The sequence below is a fragment of the Streptomyces sp. NPDC028308 genome (genome assembly GCF_055565855.1).
The window spans coordinates 166,819-187,259 of the sequence record NZ_JBVHTO010000013.1; the positions used below are offsets into that span (position 1 = coordinate 166,819).

At 72.4% G+C, this 20,441-nt stretch carries 19 protein-coding genes; 8 read left to right on the forward strand and 11 right to left on the reverse strand.

Annotated elements, in window-relative coordinates; genetic code table 11:
• The first annotated feature begins 871 nt into the window (after positions 1-871).
• A complete protein-coding gene (locus ACZ4VA_RS29590) occupies positions 872-1,783 on the forward strand; it encodes an alpha/beta fold hydrolase (RefSeq protein WP_389390508.1) in 912 nt (303 codons plus the stop codon).
• A gap of 25 nt (positions 1,784-1,808) precedes the next feature.
• Here the strand turns inward: ACZ4VA_RS29590 and ACZ4VA_RS29595 are convergent, their stop codons facing one another.
• Positions 1,809-2,714, reverse strand: coding sequence for an NYN domain-containing protein (locus tag ACZ4VA_RS29595; RefSeq protein ID WP_355780062.1), 906 nt, complete (start codon positions 2,712-2,714; stop codon positions 1,809-1,811).
• Between the two features lie 272 nt (positions 2,715-2,986).
• Between ACZ4VA_RS29595 and ACZ4VA_RS29600 the strand changes: the two genes are divergently transcribed.
• Complete coding sequence (locus tag ACZ4VA_RS29600; RefSeq protein ID WP_121405831.1) at positions 2,987-3,139, forward strand: hypothetical protein; 153 nt, start codon at positions 2,987-2,989, stop codon at positions 3,137-3,139.
• Positions 3,140-3,236: 97 nt separating this feature from the next.
• On the opposite strand, the gene ACZ4VA_RS29605 is transcribed toward ACZ4VA_RS29600, so the two are convergent.
• The 3 genes from ACZ4VA_RS29605 to ACZ4VA_RS29615 form a co-directional block, all read right to left on the reverse strand.
• A complete protein-coding gene (locus tag ACZ4VA_RS29605; protein ID WP_355780069.1) occupies positions 3,237-3,842 on the reverse strand; it encodes a MarC family protein in 606 nt (201 codons plus the stop codon).
• 521 nt (positions 3,843-4,363) lie between these two features.
• On the reverse strand, positions 4,364-5,233 hold the full coding sequence (locus tag ACZ4VA_RS29610; protein WP_356238221.1) for a PHP domain-containing protein: 870 nt from the start codon (positions 5,231-5,233) through the stop codon (positions 4,364-4,366).
• Between the two features lie 213 nt (positions 5,234-5,446).
• Positions 5,447-6,088, reverse strand: coding sequence for a DUF6758 family protein (locus ACZ4VA_RS29615; protein WP_356171864.1), 642 nt, complete (start codon positions 6,086-6,088; stop codon positions 5,447-5,449).
• A 164-nt stretch (positions 6,089-6,252) separates the two neighbouring features.
• Between ACZ4VA_RS29615 and ACZ4VA_RS29620 the strand changes: the two genes are divergently transcribed.
• Positions 6,253-7,524: an MFS transporter gene (locus ACZ4VA_RS29620; protein WP_355791583.1), complete on the forward strand. Its 1,272-nt coding sequence runs from the start codon at positions 6,253-6,255 to the stop codon at positions 7,522-7,524.
• 20 nt (positions 7,525-7,544) lie between these two features.
• On the opposite strand, the gene ACZ4VA_RS29625 is transcribed toward ACZ4VA_RS29620, so the two are convergent.
• Positions 7,545-8,129, reverse strand: coding sequence for a suppressor of fused domain protein (locus tag ACZ4VA_RS29625; RefSeq protein ID WP_355791585.1), 585 nt, complete (start codon positions 8,127-8,129; stop codon positions 7,545-7,547).
• 540 nt (positions 8,130-8,669) lie between these two features.
• Here ACZ4VA_RS29625 and ACZ4VA_RS29630 point away from each other — a divergent pair.
• Both ACZ4VA_RS29630 and ACZ4VA_RS29635 read left to right on the forward strand, forming a co-directional pair.
• Complete coding sequence (locus ACZ4VA_RS29630) at positions 8,670-9,782, forward strand: magnesium and cobalt transport protein CorA (protein ID WP_355791588.1); 1,113 nt, start codon at positions 8,670-8,672, stop codon at positions 9,780-9,782.
• Between the two features lie 44 nt (positions 9,783-9,826).
• The gene (locus ACZ4VA_RS29635; RefSeq protein ID WP_356171860.1) at positions 9,827-10,372 is read left to right on the forward strand and encodes a hypothetical protein; all 546 of its coding nucleotides are present in this window, start codon (positions 9,827-9,829) and stop codon (positions 10,370-10,372) included.
• Between the two features lie 15 nt (positions 10,373-10,387).
• Here the strand turns inward: ACZ4VA_RS29635 and ACZ4VA_RS29640 are convergent, their stop codons facing one another.
• A complete protein-coding gene (locus ACZ4VA_RS29640) occupies positions 10,388-11,146 on the reverse strand; it encodes a hypothetical protein (RefSeq protein WP_356171857.1) in 759 nt (252 codons plus the stop codon).
• 188 nt (positions 11,147-11,334) lie between these two features.
• On the opposite strand from ACZ4VA_RS29640, the gene ACZ4VA_RS29645 reads away from it, so the two are divergent.
• Genes ACZ4VA_RS29645 through ACZ4VA_RS29655 form a run of 3 tightly spaced genes read left to right on the forward strand, consistent with a single transcriptional unit; the run spans position 11,335 to position 14,379 of the window.
• Positions 11,335-12,633 carry a magnesium transporter MgtE N-terminal domain-containing protein gene (locus ACZ4VA_RS29645; RefSeq protein WP_355791704.1) on the forward strand — a complete coding sequence of 433 codons (1,299 nt, stop codon included), beginning with the start codon at positions 11,335-11,337 and terminating at the stop codon, positions 12,631-12,633.
• The gene (locus tag ACZ4VA_RS29650; RefSeq protein WP_355791707.1) at positions 12,623-13,201 is read left to right on the forward strand and encodes a DUF1003 domain-containing protein; all 579 of its coding nucleotides are present in this window, start codon (positions 12,623-12,625) and stop codon (positions 13,199-13,201) included. Before ACZ4VA_RS29645 ends, ACZ4VA_RS29650 begins: the two co-directional genes overlap by 11 nt.
• A 44-nt stretch (positions 13,202-13,245) precedes the next feature.
• Positions 13,246-14,379, forward strand: coding sequence for an Mrp/NBP35 family ATP-binding protein (locus ACZ4VA_RS29655; RefSeq protein WP_356171853.1), 1,134 nt, complete (start codon positions 13,246-13,248; stop codon positions 14,377-14,379).
• A gap of 99 nt (positions 14,380-14,478) precedes the next feature.
• Here the strand turns inward: ACZ4VA_RS29655 and ACZ4VA_RS29660 are convergent, their stop codons facing one another.
• The 5 genes from ACZ4VA_RS29660 to sigE all read right to left on the reverse strand — a co-directional run bounded on the left by ACZ4VA_RS29660 (position 14,479) and on the right by sigE (position 20,357).
• The gene (locus tag ACZ4VA_RS29660; RefSeq protein ID WP_355794436.1) at positions 14,479-15,135 is read right to left on the reverse strand and encodes a hypothetical protein; all 657 of its coding nucleotides are present in this window, start codon (positions 15,133-15,135) and stop codon (positions 14,479-14,481) included.
• Positions 15,136-15,398: 263 nt separating this feature from the next.
• A complete protein-coding gene (locus tag ACZ4VA_RS29665; RefSeq protein WP_356238217.1) occupies positions 15,399-15,848 on the reverse strand; it encodes a sec-independent translocase in 450 nt (149 codons plus the stop codon).
• A 193-nt stretch (positions 15,849-16,041) separates the two neighbouring features.
• Positions 16,042-17,982 (reverse strand): S1C family serine protease, encoded by a 1,941-nt coding sequence (locus tag ACZ4VA_RS29670; protein WP_468083244.1) that lies wholly within the window; start codon positions 17,980-17,982, stop codon positions 16,042-16,044.
• A gap of 699 nt (positions 17,983-18,681) precedes the next feature.
• Complete coding sequence (locus ACZ4VA_RS29675) at positions 18,682-19,659, reverse strand: anti-sigma factor family protein (protein ID WP_468083119.1); 978 nt, start codon at positions 19,657-19,659, stop codon at positions 18,682-18,684.
• Positions 19,656-20,357 carry an RNA polymerase sigma factor SigE gene (gene sigE / locus ACZ4VA_RS29680; RefSeq protein WP_355783608.1) on the reverse strand — a complete coding sequence of 234 codons (702 nt, stop codon included), beginning with the start codon at positions 20,355-20,357 and terminating at the stop codon, positions 19,656-19,658. The genes ACZ4VA_RS29675 and sigE overlap by 4 nt, the downstream gene beginning before the upstream one ends.
• Positions 20,358-20,441: the final 84 nt, after the last annotated feature.

The window sequence follows — 20,441 nt, forward strand, 5'->3', positions numbered from 1 at the left end:
ACCTCGAACGGCCCGGCCCCTTTCCCAAGGGACCGGGCCGTTCGACATCCCGGGTACGGGTCCCCCGCCTCCTAGCCAACTCGGCTCCCCGGAGCCTTGGTTGACGTAGCCCCAGGGCCGCCGCCCCCGACACCAACGGGGTGCCGCTCGTAGCGGTTCACTCCCCCTCGCCTGCATCAGCACCCGACGCTGAGCCCGACGTCGGAGTGGGCCGGCGAACCCGGCGTCTACGGGTGCCGTCCCCGGGTGGGCCAACTCCCGCTCCTGCATCGGCACCCGGCGCCGCAGCCGAGGCCGAGGTGGGACGGCGAACCCGGCGCCAACGGGGAGCCGCCTGCGCCCACCCGTGCCGCCCCAGCGGCACGATTGCCCGCAGCTGTAGCGAGAACGGCCGACCCACGCCGCACGCCTGCCCGCAGCGGGAGCGGACGGACCTCCGTCGCCAACCGGGTGGGCGCCGCACGCCTGCCCGCAGATGGAGCGGGCGGACCGCCTGGCCCCACCTGGGCGGACGCCGCACGCCTGCCCGCAGCGGGAGCGGGCGGACCGCCGTCCCCAGCCGGGTGGACGCCGCACGCCCGTCCGCAGCCAGGTGGGCGTCGCCCCGCCAGCCCGCACCGGAGCCACCGGGCCCGAGCCCCCGCGGCTCAGCCGCCCACGGCCCGCAGTCGCCCTGCGACCGAAGGGGCCGTGCCGGTACATCAAATGGCCGTCGAGACGGGGACGTACCCGACCGAGGAACGCTGGTGACGGACGCCCACAACAACTACCGACGGCCGGATGTACCGGCACGGACCCGACCCACCCACCGGCCCCACCGCGCCGGACGCCCACCACAGCGCCCCTCAGCAGTCCCAGATAGCCTCGGGGCATGAGCAGGCCGCCCAGTTTCGTCCCGCCGCCCGGTGTCCGGGCGTACCGTCTCGCGACCGCACGCGGCGACTTCGCCGTGCTGGACGCCGCCCCGACGGCCCCGCCGAGAGGAACCGCCCTGCTGCTCCCGGGATTCACCGGCAGCAAGGAGGACTTCATCGCCCTGCACGAGCCCCTCGCCGCCGCCGGCTACCGCACCGTCGCCGTCGACGGACGCGGCCAGTACGAGACACCCGGCCCCCCGGACGACGAAACCCCGTACGCCCAGGCCGAGTTGGCACACGACGTCCTGGCCCAGGCGGCAGCCCTCGACGCCCCGGTCCACCTCGTGGGCCACTCCCTCGGCGGTCAGATCGCCCGCGCCGCGGTCCTGCTGGACCCGACCCCGTTCAGGTCGCTCACCCTCATGTCCTCGGGCCCCGCCCAGGTCTCCGTACCGCAGCAGCAACGCGTGAAGCTGCTCCGCGACGCCCTCGCGGTGATGAGCATGGCCGACGTCTGGGAGGCCATCCAGGCGATGGAACCCCCGGAACCCCCGGAGGAGTCCACCCCGAGCAACCCCGACTCGGCCGACCTCGACTCGGGCGACCTCGACGCCGGCCTGGACGACCGCGCGGACCTGCGCCGCCGCTGGCTGGCCAACAGCCCCGCGCAGCTCATCGCGACGGGCCGGCAACTGTGCACGGAACCCGACCGCGTACCCGAACTGGCCGCCGTACCGCTCCCGATGCACGTCATCTCCGGCGACCGCGACGACGCCTGGCCCTTGCCGCTGCTGGACGACATGGCGGTACGGCTGGACGCGCGGCGCACCGTCGTACGGGGGGCGGAGCACTCCCCGAACACGGACCGGCCGCAGGACACGGCAAAGGCACTCGCCCGCTTCTGGGACGACTGCCCCCCGGCCTGAGCCGGCCCCCCTCGAACGACGGGACCTAGAACTGCGACTGGAGATGCGCCCAGAAGCCGTCCCGGAGCGAGCGACGGAGATCGGCCTGCCCCCGCAGGGAGTACTGGAGCAGCCCCTCGGCCTCGACGAGCAGATCCTGGTCGACGGACCCGGGCAGATACGGATGCCCGGGAAGCAGCTCGCCCAGCGACTCCCGCCCCCGCGCCGCCAGCCACTTCGCGGCGATCTGCGCACCCACGAACCGCACGTCGTCCCGAGCAGGGCGAGCCGTCCCGGCGGCGTCGTACGTGGCGGCGGTCCGCCGGGTCACGTACGGCTTGAAGAAGTCGAGGTCGAACGTCCGCTGGCTGTCGACCTCCCAGAGCAGCGGCTCGGCCTGGTTGCGGCCCTCGGGCGCCTCGATCCCCCAGAGGTGGACCCGCGCCCCGTAGCCCTGGGCCGCCTCGACGGCCGACACCAGGTCCTCGTCGCCGCCGAGCAGCGCGGCGTCGCTGATGGCGCGGTGCCGGGCGAGTGACTCCAGGTCGCTGCGGATGATCGAGTCGACGCCCTTCTGCTGGTTGTTGGCGTTGAGGTTGCCCAGGCGGACCTTGACGTCGGGCAGCTCGGCGATCGACTGCTGCTCGGCGGTGTGGATCCGGCGCCGCGCGCCGTCGTACCAGTAGACGCGCAGCAGCCTGCTGTCGGCGAAGATCGTGCGAGCCCGGTCGATGAGCGCCTCGATGAGGCCCTCGGCGTCGAGGTCGAAGGCCCGGCGGTCCTCGGTCCCGGCGACGAGCCGTCCGGCGGCGGCGTACAGATAACCGGCGTCGACGAAGATCGCGTGGGTCGAGGGCGTCTTCGCCACCTCGGCGAGCATGCGCTGGAGCAGCTCGTTCGTACGGTCGATGCGGCCGCCGAGCGCCGCGAGGTCGTCGTTCATTGCGTCCATTGTCCCGGCCGTCACGCTGCGAACACAACTGCTCCCGGTCGGTCCCGCCGCCGCCCGCGCCGCCTTCTGCCGCCTCGCCACGCCGTCGCCCCACCCGCCGGGGCCGATCGTTTACCCGTCAGTAATTAGGTTCTCGAAAATTTTCCTTAGCGTAGGGAATGTTTGTAACACGCATCCCGTTGAATCCGTATGAAGCGGAGGGGCACTGCTGCCTCACGCCTCACACATCAGTAGTTCTCCTCAGGAGGATGACCAGACGAAGGGAGAAGCCAATGCGCTTCGAAATCATGCGACTCGACGATGTCGACGGCACCCCCGTGGACACGACCGTCGTGGACGCCGCCTCCGTCAACCGGATCGTTCAGCAGGCAGCCGCCATCGGGCAGCGCCTCTGGATCCGCCCGGCCGACTCGACTGCCTCGTAACACGCGGGTGTTTTCCACGTAACCCGCAGACGCTTCGCAGACTTCGGAGCCCCCGTACGGCACATGCCGTACGGGGGCTTTGCACGTTGCGGGCGGCTCAGGCGCCCTGGATCACCTGCGTGACGCCGTTGATGATCTGCTGGACGGCGATGGCGGAGAGCATCATGCCCGCGAGGCGGGTCACCAGCACGACACCGCCGTCCTTGATGACGCGGATGATCAGCAGCGAGTACCGCATGACGATCCACAGCACGACGTGGATGGCGAGGATCGCGGACCACACGGACAGCTGGGTCGACGCGCTGTCGGCCTTCTGGACGGCGAGGATGACGGACACGATCGCGCCGGGCCCGGCCAGCAGCGGCATGCCGAGCGGGACGAGGGCGACGTTGACGTCCTTCGTCTGCTTGGGCTCGTCGGTCTTGCCGGTCAGCAGGTCGAGGGCGATAAGCAGCAGGAGCAGCCCGCCCGCGATCATCAGCGCGGGTACGGACACGTGCAGGTAGTTCAGGATCTGGTGCCCGAGCAGACCGAACACGGCGATCACGCCACCGGCCACGCAGACGGCCTGGAAGGCCATGCGCTTCTGCACCTTGCCGGGGCGTCCGGCGGTGAGCGCGAGGAAGATCGGGGTGATCCCGGGGGGATCCATGATCACGAAGAGGGTCAGGAAGAGCGAGCCGAAGACGGCGACGTCGAACACGGTGGTGCCTTGCTGTGTGCGGTGGAACGGGATGAACAGGACGAGGTGGCGCACCGCGACGAGGGCGGACGCCATGGGGACAGAAGTCGGGACGGAACGAACGAAGGGGGCCGCGTCGCGCGCGGGCACGGCGTCTCACGGCACGGGAAGCACTGAGCACGGGTCACGGACCGGCGGCGTACGCGCCGCAGCCACGACACGGACCGGATCGAGACGGCCCCGGCGACCGGCCGGACCGAGACAGCACCCGGCACCGGACCGCATCGAGAAAGCCCCGAATCACAACCGCGCCGGGCTGGAGCCCTCCGAGAGGACCCTGGACCGCAGCAACGGAGAGCAGCCGCACGCGAGCCGCACCACGACGGAGTGAACCGACCACCCGGCGGCGCCGGGATCCCCGGCACCCAGCCGAACCAGAACCACCACCGAGCGAACCAGGCACCCGGCAGTCCCGGCGATCCCGGGACCCCGAAGCGCACGACCGAGCGATTCAGCGATGGAGCGGCCGAGCGACCCTTCGCCTAGCGGGAGCGGCGGCTTCCCCCCGCCCCCGGGACGGGGAACGCCCCGGTGGCCCGCCGGGTGATCTCCCCGTAGACCTCGGGGTCGGTGGTGTACTCGCCGAGCGCGCAGCTCTTGCGGCTGCCGTGGTAGTCGGAGGACCCCGTGGTGAGCAGCCCCAGCTCGCTCGCCAGCCCGCGCAACCGCGCCCGGGTGGCCGGCTCGTGGTCCATGTGCTCGACCTCGATGCCGTCGAGGCCGGCGGCGGCGAGCTCGGCGATGGCGCTGTCCGGCACGGTCCGTCCGCGCTTGGCGGCGGCCGGGTGCGCGAAGACGGCGACGCCGCCCGCGCCCTTGATCAGCCTGATCGCCTCGAAGGGGTCGGTCTCGTGCTTGGAGACGTACCCCCGGCCGCCGTCGGCCAGCCACTCGCCGGTGAAGGCGTCCCCGACGCTCGGTACGACACCGAGCTCGACGAGGGCGGAGGCGACGTGGGGCCGGCCGACCGAGCCGTCGCCCGCGATCCGGGCGACCTGCTCCCAGCTGATGGGGACGCCCAGTTCGCGGAGCTTGGCGACCATGGCCTGGGCGCGCGGCACCCGGTCGTCCCTGACCAGCTCGCGCTCGGCGAGGAACGCGGGCTCCTCGGGGTCGAAGAGGTAGGCCAGGACGTGCATGCTGACGCCGTCGAGGCGGCAGGAGAGTTCGGCGCCGGTGACCAGCGTCAGCCCCTCGGGAAGGGCGGCGATCGCCTCGGCGTGACCCCGGGTCGTGTCGTGGTCGGTCAGCCCGACGACGTCCAGCCCGGCGGCCGCGGCCTTGCGGACCAGCTCGGCCGGGCGGTCCGTACCGTCGGAGGCGGTGGAGTGGGTGTGCAGGTCGATGCGCACGACGCGGACTCCAAGCGGTGACGGGGACGGAAGGGACTGCTCAAGGATAACGGGAATCCCACGCCCCCCTGTCACACCCGCAACGCCCGAGCACCCCCTACGCAGGCACCCTCCCGGCACCCCTCACCCAGAGCCCCGACCGCCGTCACGCGCCACCGCCTGAACCGAACACACCGCCCCTCACGCGCCATCGCGCGGACCGTGCCTCACACCTCAAGGCTCAAGAATCCGAGGTGACAGCGCCCCGCACGGCAGCAGGTCCACCTCGGCGCCCGCGTCGCGCAGATCCGTGAGTACGAGTTCGTCGTACATGAGCAGGCCCGACTGCTCCGGCCACACGACGGCCCACAGCCACAGTCCGAGCGCCTCGCCCGCGAACACGGCGCGGTCGTCCGGGGAGCCGGAGACGAGCCAGAGCGGGGTGGGCCGGCCGGCCGCGAGGACCTTGGCCTGGGGCGGCTTCTCGACGTTCATGTACGGGCCGGGATCGGGGCCGTCGACGCCCGCGTACCGGGCGCCGAGGCCGACGCCGAGCTCCTCGGCGACCAGCACCAGCTCCCCTATGCCGCCCAGCGGGCCCGGCCCCGAACAGGCGACGACGGTCGCGCGGCCGCCGTTGCGGTCGTCACCCGCGCAGCCCACGCCCGTGAACAGCCAGCCGACGGGCAGGGGCCACGGCATCCACACCGGGACCTGCGCGCGGTGCACCACGACGCTGAGAGCCTCGACGCTGGGCGGGATCACGGGCTGCAGTGGATGCACCGTCCCGTGGACATCGCACTGCCAGGAGTCGGAGAAGAGTCCGGGAGCCCTGACCCGGCCACCACACTTCGGGCAACTGGGTTCGCCCCTCATAGGCCCCAACGGTCCTCCCCGTCCTTCGCCGCGTCAAGGACGATCACCCGTCCGGCGTGTGCCCGTCACCCCGGGACAACTAGATGGTACTTGCATTAATTAGCTGAGCTAACTTATTGTGTGTATACGTCAACGATCTCCCTGCGAGCCTCGGAGGAGCAGGCATGAACAGCAGCACAGGAGGACCCGCCGAAGCGGACCCGTTCGACTCCGGGGCCGGCGGGATCCTGCGCCAGCCGAAGGCGGTCTGGGCGACCGCGGGCGCGTCCGTCGTCGCCTTCATGGGCATCGGGCTGGTCGACCCGATCCTGCCCTCCATCGCCAAGGGCCTCGACGCCACGGCCGGGCAGGTGTCGCTGCTCTTCACCTCGTACTTCCTGATCACGGCCGTCGCCATGCTGGTGACGGGCTTCGTCTCCAGCCGGATCGGCGGCCGTAAGACACTGCTCGCCGGGCTCGCCCTGGTCGTGGTCTTCGCCGGGCTCGCGGGCACCTCCGGCTCGGTGGGCGAACTGGTCGGCTTCCGCGCGGGGTGGGGCCTCGGCAACGCCCTCTTCGTCTCGACGGCCCTCGCGGTCATCGTCGGCGCGGCGGCGGGCGGCAGCGCCGCGGCGATCCTCCTGTACGAGTCCGCCCTCGGCCTCGGCATGGCGTGCGGGCCCCTGCTCGGCGCGCTGCTCGGCGACGCGAGCTGGCGCTACCCGTTCTTCGGCACCGCGTTCCTGATGGCGATCGGCTTCCTGTGCATCACCGTGTTCCTGAAGGAACAGCCGAGGCCCGCGCGCAAGACCTCGCTGCTGGACCCGATCAGGGCGCTGGGCCACGGCGGACTGGCCTCGGTCGCCGCCTCCGCGTTCTTCTACAACTACACGTTCTTCACGGTGCTGGCCTTCACGCCGTTCGTGCTGGACATGAGCCCCTACAGGTCCGGTGCCGTCTTCTTCTGCTGGGGCCTGCTGCTCGCCGTCTTCTCGGTGATCGTCGCGCCGCGCCTCCAGGCCCGGTTCGGCTCGCTGAAGGTGCTCGGCGGCTCCCTCGTGCTGCTCGCCGCCGACGTCCTGGTGCTGGGCTACGGCGACCACGCCACGGCCGTCGTCTGCACGGTCCTGTCCGGCGCCTTCATCGGCGTGAACAACACGGTCTACACGGAGCTGGCGCTGGGCGTCTCGGACGCGCCGCGCCCGGTGGCGAGCGCCGGATACAACTTCGTGCGCTGGTTCGCGGCCGCTGCGGCGCCCTACTTCGCGCCGAGGATCGAGGAGTGGACCGACGTCCACATCCCGTTCGTGGTCGCGGCGGTCACCGCGGTGCTCGGCGCGGTGGTGGTCCTCGTACGGCGCGGCGCGCTCACCCACGAGGCCGAGGAACTGGAGCCGCGCCACGCCACCGAGGACGGCGTCTCGGTCTTCGCCGACCGGGCGACGGCCGGGAACTGACGCGGCCTCAGCCGGTCGGCTCAGTCCAGGGCCACGGACCTGCGCAGCGGATCGCGCAGGTCCGTCCCGCCGTTCAGCCAGCGCTCCTGGAGGGCGCCCGCGCCGTGCACGCGCTTCCAGGCGGCCTCGTTCGGGGTCATCGGCAGCAGCGGCAGGAACCGTACGGGGTCGGCCGGCGCGTCCAGGTCCAGGTCCTCCACCAGACCGCCCGGCTCGGCCACCAGGACGGACGTGAACGGCGCCCCGGGCCACAGCGGTTCCCCCACGTCGAGCGAGGCGCCCGGGGCCACGACCAGGCCCTCCACCTGCGGGGACGCGGCGAGCACGGCGAGGGGGCGGAGCACCTTGTCGGTGTCGGCCTCCCCGGCGCGCACCGACAGGACCAGCTCGGCGCGCGGGCCCTTGACCGGGTCGGCGAGGGCCGCGGTGGGGTCGGTCATCGGCTGCGCCGACATGCCGAGCGTCGCGTAGCGGACGACGTCGCCCTCTGTGAAGCGCAGCACTTCGATGCGGTCGGTGCCGAGGAAGGTGACCGCGGCGCGCGCGTCCGGCTCGCCGAACGCGGAGCGCAACCGGGCCTCGACCAGGGGGAGAACATCTGCCATACGCCGAGCATAGGCGGCGCTTTCACGGCCGGGGCACCCCGGACCACGCGGTCAACAACGGGCAAAGCGGGGCCTTGACGCTTCGGTGCGCTGATAGTCTTGGCCGCTGGTCGGGGCAGCACGCAGAAGCGTCGCTCTCGAGCCTCGACGCATGAGACTCCCCTACGGGGGATGGATCGTCCCTCACGGGGGACCGGCCGGAGGAGGTGGGGCTGCAATGGACCGAAGTCGACCGTGCAGTACCACCCGCTCTTCCGGCCGCTGACGTAGCTCTGGCTCTGCCTGCTGCCGCCTCTCGCGCTCGCATCTTTGTCTGTCCGGTGCACCGACGGAAGAGCACTTCGTTCCGCCTGATCCATCCGACTGATCCGTCTGATCTGAATCAGTAGCGAAGCTGCCACCGCGACGGTGCGGTGCTCCCCGCTTTGTGGACGTGCCAAACATCCCTGCCGCACACGGCCGGGAGATCCCTGGTCAGGACGTCCCCATTCCGGGCAGTTCCACCCGTCGCCGGCGGCCTCCGTTGTTAAGGAGCCTGCCATGTCGATGATCCGTGACCTCCGTGCGGCGGTCCGTCCGCGGCCCTCCCTGCGCAAGGACGGTGGCTCGTACGACGCCACCCGCGACCCCGCCACCCCCTCCGCCGTGGTCGACTGCGCGGTCTACCTCGACGGCGCCCGCGTCGAGGCCTCCGAGCAGCTGACACCGCACGAGGCGATGCGCCAGGTGCGCCGCGACGGCGGCTTCGTCTGGATCGGTCTGCACGAGCCCACCGAGGCCGAATTCGCCGGTATCGCCAGCGAGTTCGGGCTGCACCCGCTGGCCGTCGAGGACGCGGTGCAGGCCCACCAGCGCCCCAAGCTGGAGCGCTACGACGACACCCTCTTCACCGTCTTCAAGACCATCCACTACGTCGAGCACACCCAACTCACCGCCACCAGCGAGGTGGTGGAGACCGGCGAGGTGATGTGCTTCACCGGACGGGACTTCTTCATCACCGTCCGGCACGGCGGGCAGGGCTCGTTGCGGGCGCTGCGCCACCGGCTGCAGGACGACCCGGAGCTGCTGGCCAAGGGGCCCTCGGCGGTGCTGCACGCGATCGCGGACCACGTCGTCGACGGCTACATCGCGGTCGCCGACGCCGTGCAGGACGACATCGACGAGGTCGAGACCGAGGTGTTCTCGCCGGGCCGCAAGGGCACGCCGCGCGGTACGGACGCCGGGCAGATCTACCAACTCAAGCGTGAGGTACTGGAGTTCAAGCGGGCGGTGTCCCCGCTGCTGCGTCCCATGCAGCTGCTGAGCGAGCGGCCGATGCGGCTCATCGACCCCGACATCCAGAAGTACTTCCGCGACGTCGCCGACCACCTGGCCCGGGTGCAGGAGCAGGTCGTCGGCTTCGACGAGCTGCTCAACTCGATCCTCCAGGCGAACCTCGCGCAGGCCTCCGTCGCGCAGAACGAGGACATGCGCAAGATCACGTCCTGGGCGGCCATCATCGCCGTACCCACGATGGTGTGCGGGGTGTACGGGATGAACTTCGAGCACATGCCGGAGCTGCACTGGCGGTTCGGCTACCCCGTGGTGATGGGCATCACCGTGGTCATCTGCCTGGGCATCCACCGCACGCTGAAGCGCAACGGCTGGCTCTGAACGGGCCGGCCGGCCGCGTGGCGCCGCTGGATAGTCTTGCCCCCATGACGGAGAAGCTGCTCGACCAGGCCCTCGTCGAGGAGGCCACCAAGAAGTCCGGGCTGATCTGGGTGACGGGCGGCGCCGCGCCGGCGCCGGAGCACCGGGAGGGTCCCGCGGCGCCCTCGCGGCCGCTGTGGCACGTCTGGCACGAGGGTGCCGCGTGCCTGGTCGGCGACGGACCCGGCGAGCAGCCGCTGCCGGCCCTGGCCGACGGGGGCGACGCGGTGGTCACCGTACGCAGCAAGGACAAGGGCGGGCGGCTGGTGTCCTGGGCCGCGAAGGTCGTGGAACTGACGCCCCGCTCCCCGGAGTGGGAGGCGGCCGTCGCCGACCTCAAGGGCAAGCGGCTGAACGCGCCCGACGGGGAGGCCGTGCCCGAGCGCTGGGCGGCCACGTGCCGGGTGCTGCGGCTGGAGCCGAGGGGCACCACCGGCGCCCTTCCGGACGGCTCCCTCGCGGCGCCGCCCGTCCCGACCCCGGCGACCACCCGCAGAGCGGCCCCCGCCGGTCTGCCGCGCCTCCTCTTCAAGAAGCGCAAGCGCTCCTAGAACGGCCGCAGCCGGCTACGAGGCGGGGAGCTGCTGCCCGTAGTCGACCGTCTCCTTCTTCGACGGCTCCTCCAGGGCGAAGTCCTTGCCCCAGTCGGTGAGCCGCAGGGTGCCGGCGTCCCCGGCGCGGACCAGGAGCAGCGGGTACGGCTTCCCCTCCAGGGAGACGTCGAGGCTGCCGCCCGAGCCCTTGTCCGCGGTGATCCGGACGGTGCGCGTGCCGTTCACCTCGTGGCGTCCGTCCGTCGCGAGCGCGCCGTGCAGCGTGAGCAGCCCGTCGAGGAGGACGTCCTTGTCGGTGAAACCGCTGAAGCGCTTGTAGGCGGGGTCCCCGGTCGGGACCTTCACGTACATGCCCTCCAGCTTGTCGGCGGCCTCGGCGTCCGAACCGGCGTCGTCGGCCGAGCCGTCCTGGTGGCTCCAGAACTCCGCGTCGGCCTTCAGGAACAGGTGCTCCCCCACCCGCAGCAGCCGGAACGTCGCGCCCTTGGAGGTGACCGACCCGGTGCCGCCGTCGCCCTTGAGGCGCATGTCGAGCCGGTAGGTGCGCCCGTTGGTCACCACGGTCCCCGAGAGCCGCACCGCCTCGGCCGCGTCCGCCGACGTGCGCGCTCTGCTCTGGATCTTGGCCGCGGGCAGCTTGCCCACCCCGTTCGTGCCCGCGTCGGGGTCCTCACTGCTGCACCCCGTCAGCCCCGTCCCCGTCACGACCAGTGCGCAGACCGCGCTCAGCAGTACTGCGCTGCGGGTGCGGCCCTGGGGAATTGCAGTCACAGGTGGGGCTGCCTCTCGTGCGGGGGTCCTCAACGGCGTACGGCAGCGTACCGGGGTCGGGCGAGCCCTTCGGAGGCAGTCCGTCCGCACCGCTCACCAGGGCGTATCCGACCGGGACGGGCTAGCCTGAAGCCCATCCGAGCGGACATCGCGACACATAGCGTCCAGTACGGGAAGGAGGTCCGGGCATGGCGGCAGGCGCCCCCAGGATCTTCGTCTCGCACCTCTCCGGCACCGCCGTCTTCGACCCGAACGGCGATCAGGTGGGCCGCGTGCGCGACCTGGTCGCCATGCTGCGCGTCGGACGGCGCCCGCCCCGGCTGCTCGGCCTGGTGGTCGAGCTGTCCACGCGCCGCCGCATCTTCCTGCCCATGACGCGGGTCACCGGCATCGAGTCCGGCCAGGTCATCACCACCGGTGTGCTCAACGTGCGCCGCTTCGAGCAGCGGCCGACCGAACGGCTCGTGTTCGGGGAGCTGCTCGACCGGCGGGTCACGCTCGCCGAGAGCGGCGAGGAGGTGACCGTCCTGGACGTGTCGGTCCAGCAGCTGCCCGCGCGCCGGGACTGGGAGATCGACCGGGTCTTCGTGCGCAAGGGCAAGAGCGGGACCTTCCGGCGGGCCAGGGGCGAGACGCTGACCGTCGAGTGGTCCGCCGTCACCGGCTTCTCCCTGGAGGAGCACGGACAGGGCGCCGAGAGCCTCCTCGCCACCTTCGAGCAGCTGCGCCCGGCCGACCTCGCGAACGTCCTGCACCACCTGTCGCCGAAACGGCGCGCCGAGGTGGCCGCGGCCCTGGACGACGACCGCCTCGCCGACGTCCTCGAAGAGCTCCCGGAGGACGACCAGATCGAGATCCTCGGCAAGCTCAAGGAGGAGCGCGCCGCCGACGTCCTGGAAGCCATGGACCCTGACGACGCGGCCGACCTGCTGGGCGAGCTGCCCGAGGCGGACAAGGAGCGGCTGCTCGCGCTGATGCGCCCGGACGAGGCGGCGGACGTGCGGCGGCTGATGGCGTACGAGGACCGCACCGCGGGCGGTCTGATGACCACCGAGCCGATCGTGCTGCGCCCGGACGCGACCGTCGCCGACGCCCTCGCCCGGGTCCGCAACGCCGACCTCTCCCCCGCGCTCGCCGCACAGGTGTACGTGTGCCGCCCGCCGGACGAGACGCCGACCGGGAAGTACCTCGGCACGGTGCACTTCCAGCGGCTGCTGCGCGACCCGCCCTACACCCTGGTCGGCTCGCTCGTCGACGACGACCTCCAGCCGCTGGCGCCGGGCGCGGACCTGCCCGTGGTGGCCGGCTTCTTCGCGACGTACGACATGGTCGCGGCGCCCGTGGTCGACGAGAGCGGCTCGCTGCTCGGCGCGGTGACCGTGGACGACGTACTGGACCACATGCTGCCCGACGACTGGCGCGAGACGGAGTTCCACCTCGACGAGACGCCGGCCGCCGAGGGCACGGGGGCCGCTCATGGCTCCTGACCGCGAGCGGACGCCCGCCGGGACGGCCGCGGCACCACCCCGGCCGCGCACCCGGCTCGACCAGCCGCTGCCGCGGCGGCGCAGGCTGCTGCCCGAGTGGGACCCGGAGGCGTTCGGGCGGCTCTCGGAGCGGATCGCGCGGTTCCTCGGCACCGGGCGGTTCATCGTCTGGATGACCGCGGTCGTCGTGGTGTGGGTGGTGTGGAACATCGCCGCGCCCCGCGACCTGCGCTTCGACCAGTACCCGTTCATCTTCCTGACCCTGATGCTCTCGCTCCAGGCGTCCTACGCGGCCCCCCTGATCCTGCTCGCGCAGAACCGCCAGGACGACCGCGACCGGGTCAATCTGGAGCAGGACCGCAAGCAGAACGAACGATCGATCGCGGACACCGAGTACCTGACCCGGGAGATCGCCGCGCTGCGCGTCGGCCTCGGCGAGGTGGCCACCCGCGACTGGATCCGCTCCGAACTGGAGGATCTGGTCAAGGAGCTGGAGGAGCGGCACGGGGACGGAAGGGTGGTGTTCCCGGCGGAGCACGTGCGGGGACGTGACGTAGACGACCGGTGAGAGGGCTTTCCGGCCCCCCGGTCCGGCGCCGTACCATCATGCGTATGGCTACGGAAGACGCGGTGCGCGAAGCGCTGGCGACGGTGAACGACCCCGAGATCCAGCGACCCATCACCGAACTGGGGATGGTCAAGTCCGTGGAGATCGGTGCGGACGGAGCGGTCGCGGTCGCGGTGTACCTGACCGTCTCCGGCTGCCCGATGCGCGACACCATCACGAAGAACGTGACCGAGGCGGTCTCGGCGGTCGAAGGCGTCACCCGCGTCGACGTCACGCTGGACGTCATGAGCGACGAGCAGCGCCGTGAGCTGGCGGGCGCGCTGCGCGGCGGCCAGGCCGAGCGCGAGGTCCCCTTCGCCAAGCCCGGCTCGCTGACCCGGGTGTACGCGGTCGCCTCCGGCAAGGGCGGCGTCGGCAAGTCCTCGGTGACGGTGAACCTGGCGGCGGCCATGGCGGCCGACGGGCTGAAGGTGGGCGTCGTCGACGCCGACATCTACGGCCACTCGGTGCCCCGCATGCTGGGTGTCGACGGCCGTCCGACCCAGGTCGAGAACATGATCATGCCGCCCTCCGCGCACGGCGTGAAGGTCATCTCGATCGGCATGTTCACCCCGGGCAACGCGCCGGTCGTCTGGCGCGGCCCGATGCTCCACCGCGCCCTCCAGCAGTTCCTGGCGGACGTGTACTGGGGCGACCTGGACGTCCTGCTCCTCGACCTGCCCCCGGGCACCGGCGACATCGCGATCTCGGTCGCGCAGCTGGTCCCGAACGCGGAGATCCTCGTCGTCACGACCCCGCAGCAGGCCGCGGCCGAGGTCGCCGAGCGGGCCGGCTCCATCGCCGTGCAGACCCACCAGAAGATCGTCGGCGTCGTCGAGAACATGTCGGGGCTGCCCTGTCCGCACTGCGGCGAGATGGTCGACGTGTTCGGCACCGGCGGCGGCCAGACCGTCGCCGACGGCCTCACCCGTACGACGGGCGCGACCGTGCCGGTCCTCGGCTCCATCCCGATCGACGTCCGGCTGCGCGAGGGCGGCGACGAGGGCAAGCCGGTGGTGCTCTCCGACCCGGACTCCGCGGCGGGCGCCGCCCTGCGGGCCATCGCGGGCAAGCTGGGCGGCCGTCAGCGCGGCCTGTCGGGCATGTCGCTGGGCATCACCCCGCGCAACAAGTTCTAGCTCCGTACGGGGCCTCCCGCCCCGCAGGGGAGCGAGCACGCACCACGAAGGGGGCGCCGTCGTCGGACGGCGCCCCCTTCGGTGTCCCCGACGGCGTGCCTAGGCGTACGCCGCGATGTCCTTGATCATCGAGAAGCCGAGCCCGTACGCGCTCATCCCCCGCCCGTACGCGCCCACGTGGACGCCCTCCTGGGTGGAACCGGCGAGGACCCAGCCGAACTCCGACTCCCGGTAGTGGAAGGGCGTGGGGACGCCGTCCACGGGCAGCGACAGCGTGGACCAGTCGGAGCCGGTCAGGTCGTCGGCGAGGACCCAGGCGGTCTCGGTCTGCTGGTCCAGCCAGTCGTCGCGCAGCGTGTGGTCCATCTGCCCGGGCCAGGTCAGCGACAGCAGGCCGACCCCGGCGAGCCAGGCCGCGGAGGACACCGAGGTGGCCTCCAGCATTCCCGTGCCGTCGGCGCTACGCCGTACGGGGTTGGCGGCGACGGTCACGACCACCGCGAACCGTTCCTTGTCCTCGGTGGACTCGCTGCGCACCGTGGGCTCGTCGCCGTGCCCGATCGACCCGTGCTCGACGGAACCGTCCGCCGAGGTGCCGACCTGCATCAGCCAGCGCGGACCCGTGAAGGCCTCGTCGAGGCCGTACCACGGGAAGGGCGCGAGCAGGTAGCCGTCGACCGTGCGCCGGGCGGAGGGGACCTGTTGTCCGCCCTCCGCGGCCGGCGCCTGCGCGCCTACCCGACTTGTCGTCTCCATCTCCCGGACGCCTCCTCGCTCTTGTTGGACCCGAGCGGCCCGCCCCCCGCGGGCGTCCTCGCTCACACCTGGTCCGCACAACAACTGGGCAGCATAGCCACACCGTTGCGGGCAGCCGGGAAGCCGCCCGGCGCGTGGACCGCGTGCGCGGCGGGTTCAGGCCGTGAACGAGGGCGTACGTGTATGACTCATATCACGTACGCCGAGGGCCTGCGGCCCGGACGCGCGACCGGGGGACCCCGTCCGGGGCGCCGGAGTACGGCTCAGGTGGCGTCGGCGTCGAAGGGCGGGCGCTCGTCGGCGTCGAGCTTCTCGCGCTTCTTCGTCATGTCGACGGAGCCGCCGCTGCTGCCGTTCGCGGTGACGGCGGGCACGTCCGGGGACTCGCTCTCGCGGCCGTGGACGGCGTCCGTGACCTCGGCCATCTCCTTCTTCAGGTCGAAGCCGTTGCGGATCTCCTTGAGCCCCAGGTCGTCGTTGTCCAGCTGCTTGCGCAGGAACGTCTTGGGGTTGAGGTCCTCGAACTCGAAGTCCTTGAACTCGGGGCCGAGCTCCTCGCGGATGTCCTGCTTCGCGCTCTCCGAGAACTCACGGATCTTGCGGATGGTGCGCGTGACGTCCTGGATCATCTTCGGGAGCTTTTCCGGGCCGAAGACGAGCACGGCGAGGACGACGAGCGTCACCAGCTCGAGCGGTCCTATGTCATTGAACACCTGAAGCTCCTTGCGATGTCCTCGGCCCTCGGCAGGTCTTCCGTGGTCCGGGCCGGATCCACGGTACCCGGCCATCGTGTCCGTCCGGTACTGTCCCGGGCCCTCCGGCTTCGTGTACACGGCGGGTTCGCCGGGATGTCCGCCGTCGGTCGCCGTACCGGGCGGGCCGCGGCCCGCCCGTGCGCGGTCGCCGTCAGTCGCCGTCGGCCGAGCCGAGGACCAGGGTGAGCGGCTTCTCGGTGCCGTCGCGCTCCAGCGTCAGTTCCAGACGGTCGCCGGGACGATGGGCGCGGATCCTGACGATGAGCTCCTCGCCGGAGTGGACGGGCCTGCCGTCGACCTCGGTGATGACGTCGCCCGCCCGGATGCCGGCCCGGTCGCCGGGGCCGCCGGGGGTGACCGGGGCCCCGCCGCCGTCGGCCTTGGTGCCGACGCGGGCGCCGTCGCCGCCGTAGTCCATGTCGAGGGTGACGCCGATGACCGGGTGCGTCGCCCTGCCCGTGTTGATCAGTTCCTCGGCGACGCGCTTGCCCTGGTTGACGGGGATCGCGAAGCCGAGCCCGATGGAACCGGACTGGCCGCCCTCCAGGTCGGAGCTGCTGTCGGCGGACCGGATGGCGCTGTTGATGCCGATGACCCGGCCCTTGGAGTCGAGGAGGGGACCACCGGAGTTGCCGGGGTTGATGGGGGCATCGGTCTGCAGGGCGTCCACGTACGAGACGTCGCTGCTGCCGCCCTTCTCACCGCCCGCGGTGATGGGCCGCTCCTTGGCGCTGATGATCCCGGAGGTCACGGTGTTGGGGAGGTCGAAGGGCGCTCCGATGGCGACGACGGCGTCGCCGACCTGCACGTTGTCGGAGTTGCCCAGCGGCAGCGGCTTGAGCCCGCTGACCGAGCTGACCTTGACGACGGCGAGGTCGTAGCCGCTGTCCCGTCCGACCACCTCGGCGGTGGCGCTCTCGCCCCCGCTGAACGTCACGGTTATCTCCCCGCCCTTTCCGGCGGGCTCGACCACGTGGTTGTTGGTGAGGATGTGGCCCGCGCCGTCCAGCACGAAGCCGGTGCCGGTGCCCTGGTCCTCCGAGCCGCGCACGTGCAGCGTGACGACGCCGGGCAGCGCGCCGGCCGCGATCCCGGCGACGGTGCCGGGCGCCCGGTCGTTCGGCTCCTTGCCGGCCTGCGGCAGCTCGACGTCCACCATCCCGCCATTGCGTTCCAGGTAGGCACCCACGAGGCCGCCGACGCCGCCGGACAGCAGCGCGATGAGGAGGGCGCCGCCGATCAGGATCCGCTTCGCCTTCCTGCGGCGCTGGGTCCGCGACGGGACGGCCGCCCCGTTCAGCTGGAGCGGCCCGGACGCGGCCCAGGGATCGTAGTTCCGCCAGGGCGCGGGCCCTTCGGCTCCCGCCCCGGCACCCCCGTCGGCCATCGGTACGTGCGGCGCGGCCCCACCCGTCCCGACGGCCGGCAGTGGCGCGGGTGCCACACCGGTCCCCTGCGGGACGCCCTGGACGGGGGCGGGTACGGGTGCGGCGACGCCCGGATCGGTTCCGTGCGGCACGGCGGGATGCGGCACGCCCTGGGCGACCGGCGGGGGCGCGATCTGGGATGCGGCGGGGTGCGGCGCCTGGGTGACCGGCAGGGGCGCGGAGGAGGCTCCCGGCGGTACGGCGGGCGGGGTCGCGGCGGCTCGCGGGTGCTGGACCGGCGGGGCGGGCGCCCAGGGGCCGGGCTCGCCGTACGGAGGGGTGCTGTAGGGGTCGGGAGCGTGCAGCGGCCGGGGACGCTCGGCGGGGGCGCCTACGGGGGCCACGGCGGCGTCGGCGGGCGGTGCGGGGTGGGGCACGTCGGCCGAGACGGCAGGAGAGACGGGGTCCGGCACCGGCGCGGACGCGGCCTCGGGCACCTGCACGGACGTCCCTGGGTCCGCCCCGGGCCGCGCCAGTTCGAAATCGCCGTCGGCACGGGCATCCGCCGCGGCGGGACGGCTCAGCTCGAAGTCGGCACCGGAGTCGTCACCGGACGCCGGGACGCCACCGCCCGATCCGGAGTCGCTGTCGGCAACGGACGCCGGAGCGGCACCGCGCGACCCGAAGTCTCCGTCGGCACCGGACGCCGGGAGGGGGCGGCTCAGCTCGAAGTCGTCGCCGGGGTCGGCGTCGGCGTCGGACGCCCGGACGGGACCGCCCGACTCGGTCTCGCTGTCGGCACCGGCACCGGTCGCCGGGAGGGGACGGCTCAGCTCGAAGTCGTCGCCGGAGTCGGCGTCGGACGCCGGGGCAGGACCGCTCGACTCCAAGTCGGAGCCAGCGTCGAGGTCGGCACCGGCTTCGGTCGCTCTCGGCAGGGGCCGCTCCAGTTCGAAGTCGCCGTCGTGGGCGGTCGCCGTCGCGAGGCCGGTTTCCGGGGTCCCCTCCGGGTCGGAGGGCACCGGCGTGACCGGGTCGCTCTCCGCACCGTCCGGCCGGGGCCTGCTCCACCACTTCGTCCTCGCGGGCTTCCCCTGGTCCATGCTCTCCCCACACCCGGCCCGCGGCACGACGGCACCGGCGGTCACCGCAGATTGTCGACTCCGCGCCCGGATCCCTCCCACGGCGCGGCCCACCCTGGATTCAACCAGGTTCACGGACCGCCGCGCAGAGATCGGCAGGTCCCGGTGCCTGCCCGGCCGGTCGCGAGCTTCCCGGAGGCCGGTCCGGCCGTCCCCGCGCGTCAGGCTCGCGGCGGCCCGGGAGCAGGGCACGGGACCTCGTACGGGACCGCACCCGGTCCGCGCGGTGCCGGGAGGAGTAGAAGCACGCGCGCGGGGCAGGCGTGAACGGGCGGACGAGGTCTAGGGAGTGCGCGAAGAGGACGGAGAGGGCGTGGGGGACGCGGTCTGCGGCGGCGCGGTCAGCAGGCCCGGTCTCACGACGTCCCAGTCCGCCGACCAGATGGCCGGCTCGACGGTCTGGGCCGTGGCGAGCGGACGTATCAGCGGGGACATGGCGGCCGCGCCGGCCACGATGGGCGTGGTCAGCGTGTGGATGGCCTCCTGTCCCGCGGACGGAGTGGGGACTCCGGGCAGCAGGGGCGCGGACAGCGAGGTCGGTATGACAGGGCCGTCACCCGGCGTCCGCTGCCCTTGGGCGAGCACCGGGCCGAGAGTCCGCCGGCGCTGGGAGTCGGGGGTCGTCGCACCGCCGGTGCCCTGGCTGCGCAGCGGTGTCACGTTGCTCCCCGAGCCGGAACCGCCTCGCGCGTCCGCGGTGTCGCCGGGCACGCCCGTGGACACCCCGCCGAGGGCGACGGCGGCCAGTGACACCGCGCCCGCCGCGGCGAACGCGAACCGCAGTCCGCGCGAGGCCGAGCGGTCGGTCTCGTGCCGGCCGACGTCGTGGATGCGGAAGCCGCGTCCGGACGAGGGGGGCAGCACGTCGGCATGCGGCCGGGCGGGCACGTAGCCGAAGGACTCAGCCGTCACTCCGAAGACCCCGGCGACGCCTGAGTGCCGGTCGGAGCCGGGAAGTCTTCCGAAGAACGCGCCGCCGCCGGGCGGGCCGCCGTCGCCGGAGTCGCCTCCGCCGGGGAGCCCCTGAAGACGGGCCAGGAAACTCTCGGAGGGGGGCGGGGGTGCGACTTCCGCGAACACGTTCTTGAGGCGGCGCTGGGCGTCCGCCTCGGCCTTGCACTTCGCGCAGGTGGCGAGATGGGCCAGGACGCGCTCGCGCGAGTCGTGGCCGAGCTCTCCGTCCACCAGGGCGGAGAGGCGGTCTCCCAGGTGCTGGTCTGCCACGCGCCGTTCGGCGGGGTCGGGCCGGATTCCACTCACGCGGTCGCGCCCCCTCCTCCCAGCGCGGGGACTCCCGTGACTGCGAAGCCGCGGCGCTCGGCGCGGGCTTCCGGAGAGCGGTGTGCGAGGGCCTTGCGCAGCTGGGAGCGGCCGCGGTGGATGCGGCTGCGGACCGTACCGAGCTTGACGCCCAGGGTCGCGGCGATCTCCTCGTAGGAGAGGCCCTCGATGTCGCACAGGACGACGGCGGCGCGGAACTCCGGCGCGAGGGTATCCAGCGCCTGCTGGACGTCGGCGTCGAAGTGCGCGTCGTTGAAGACCTGTTGGGGCGAGGGCTCGCGGCTGGGGAGGCGCTCGGCCGCGTCGTCGCCGAGGGCGTCGAAGCGGATGCGCTGCTTGCGGCGCACCATGTCCAGGAAGAGGTTCGTGGTGATGCGGTGCAGCCAGCCCTCGAAGGTGCCGGGCGTGTACGTCGACAGCGAGCGGAAGACGCGGACGAAGACCTCCTGCGTGAGGTCCTCGGCGTCGTGCTGATTGCCGGTCAGGCGGTAGGCGAGCCGGTAGACCCGGCCGCTGTGCGTGCTGACGATCTCCTCCCAGGTGGGCGGAGTCCACGCCTGCGGGTCCGCGTCGGAGGCGAAAGTCGCGGTCTGCGCGGACTCAGCGGTGTGGGAACGGTCAGCGGTGTCAATCACGGATTTCGGCTCACCCGCCGACCTGAGAAAGCGCCGCAGCACTCCTCCCCGATCCACAGGCGCTGCCGCACCTCCCCTGTCGGCTCTGGTGGTATCCAGCGGAGCCCCTACCATAGCCACCTCGCC

Excerpts from the sequence above, each read along its gene's own strand:
- ACZ4VA_RS29590 (WP_389390508.1), top strand. The coding sequence starts at position 872 with ATGAGCAGGCCGCCCAGTTTCGTCCCGCCGCCCGGTGTCCGGGCGTAC.
- ACZ4VA_RS29595 (WP_355780062.1), bottom strand. The coding sequence starts at position 2,714 with ATGGACGCAATGAACGACGACCTCGCGGCGCTCGGCGGCCGCATCGAC.
- ACZ4VA_RS29600 (WP_121405831.1), top strand. The coding sequence starts at position 2,987 with ATGCGCTTCGAAATCATGCGACTCGACGATGTCGACGGCACCCCCGTG.
- ACZ4VA_RS29615 (WP_356171864.1), bottom strand. The coding sequence starts at position 6,088 with ATGAGGGGCGAACCCAGTTGCCCGAAGTGTGGTGGCCGGGTCAGGGCT.
- ACZ4VA_RS29620 (WP_355791583.1), top strand. The coding sequence starts at position 6,253 with ATGAACAGCAGCACAGGAGGACCCGCCGAAGCGGACCCGTTCGACTCC.
- ACZ4VA_RS29625 (WP_355791585.1), bottom strand. The coding sequence starts at position 8,129 with ATGGCAGATGTTCTCCCCCTGGTCGAGGCCCGGTTGCGCTCCGCGTTC.
- ACZ4VA_RS29630 (WP_355791588.1), top strand. The coding sequence starts at position 8,670 with ATGTCGATGATCCGTGACCTCCGTGCGGCGGTCCGTCCGCGGCCCTCC.
- ACZ4VA_RS29635 (WP_356171860.1), top strand. The coding sequence starts at position 9,827 with ATGACGGAGAAGCTGCTCGACCAGGCCCTCGTCGAGGAGGCCACCAAG.
- ACZ4VA_RS29645 (WP_355791704.1), top strand. The coding sequence starts at position 11,335 with ATGGCGGCAGGCGCCCCCAGGATCTTCGTCTCGCACCTCTCCGGCACC.
- ACZ4VA_RS29650 (WP_355791707.1), top strand. The coding sequence starts at position 12,623 with ATGGCTCCTGACCGCGAGCGGACGCCCGCCGGGACGGCCGCGGCACCA.
- ACZ4VA_RS29655 (WP_356171853.1), top strand. The coding sequence starts at position 13,246 with ATGGCTACGGAAGACGCGGTGCGCGAAGCGCTGGCGACGGTGAACGAC.
- ACZ4VA_RS29660 (WP_355794436.1), bottom strand. The coding sequence starts at position 15,135 with ATGGAGACGACAAGTCGGGTAGGCGCGCAGGCGCCGGCCGCGGAGGGC.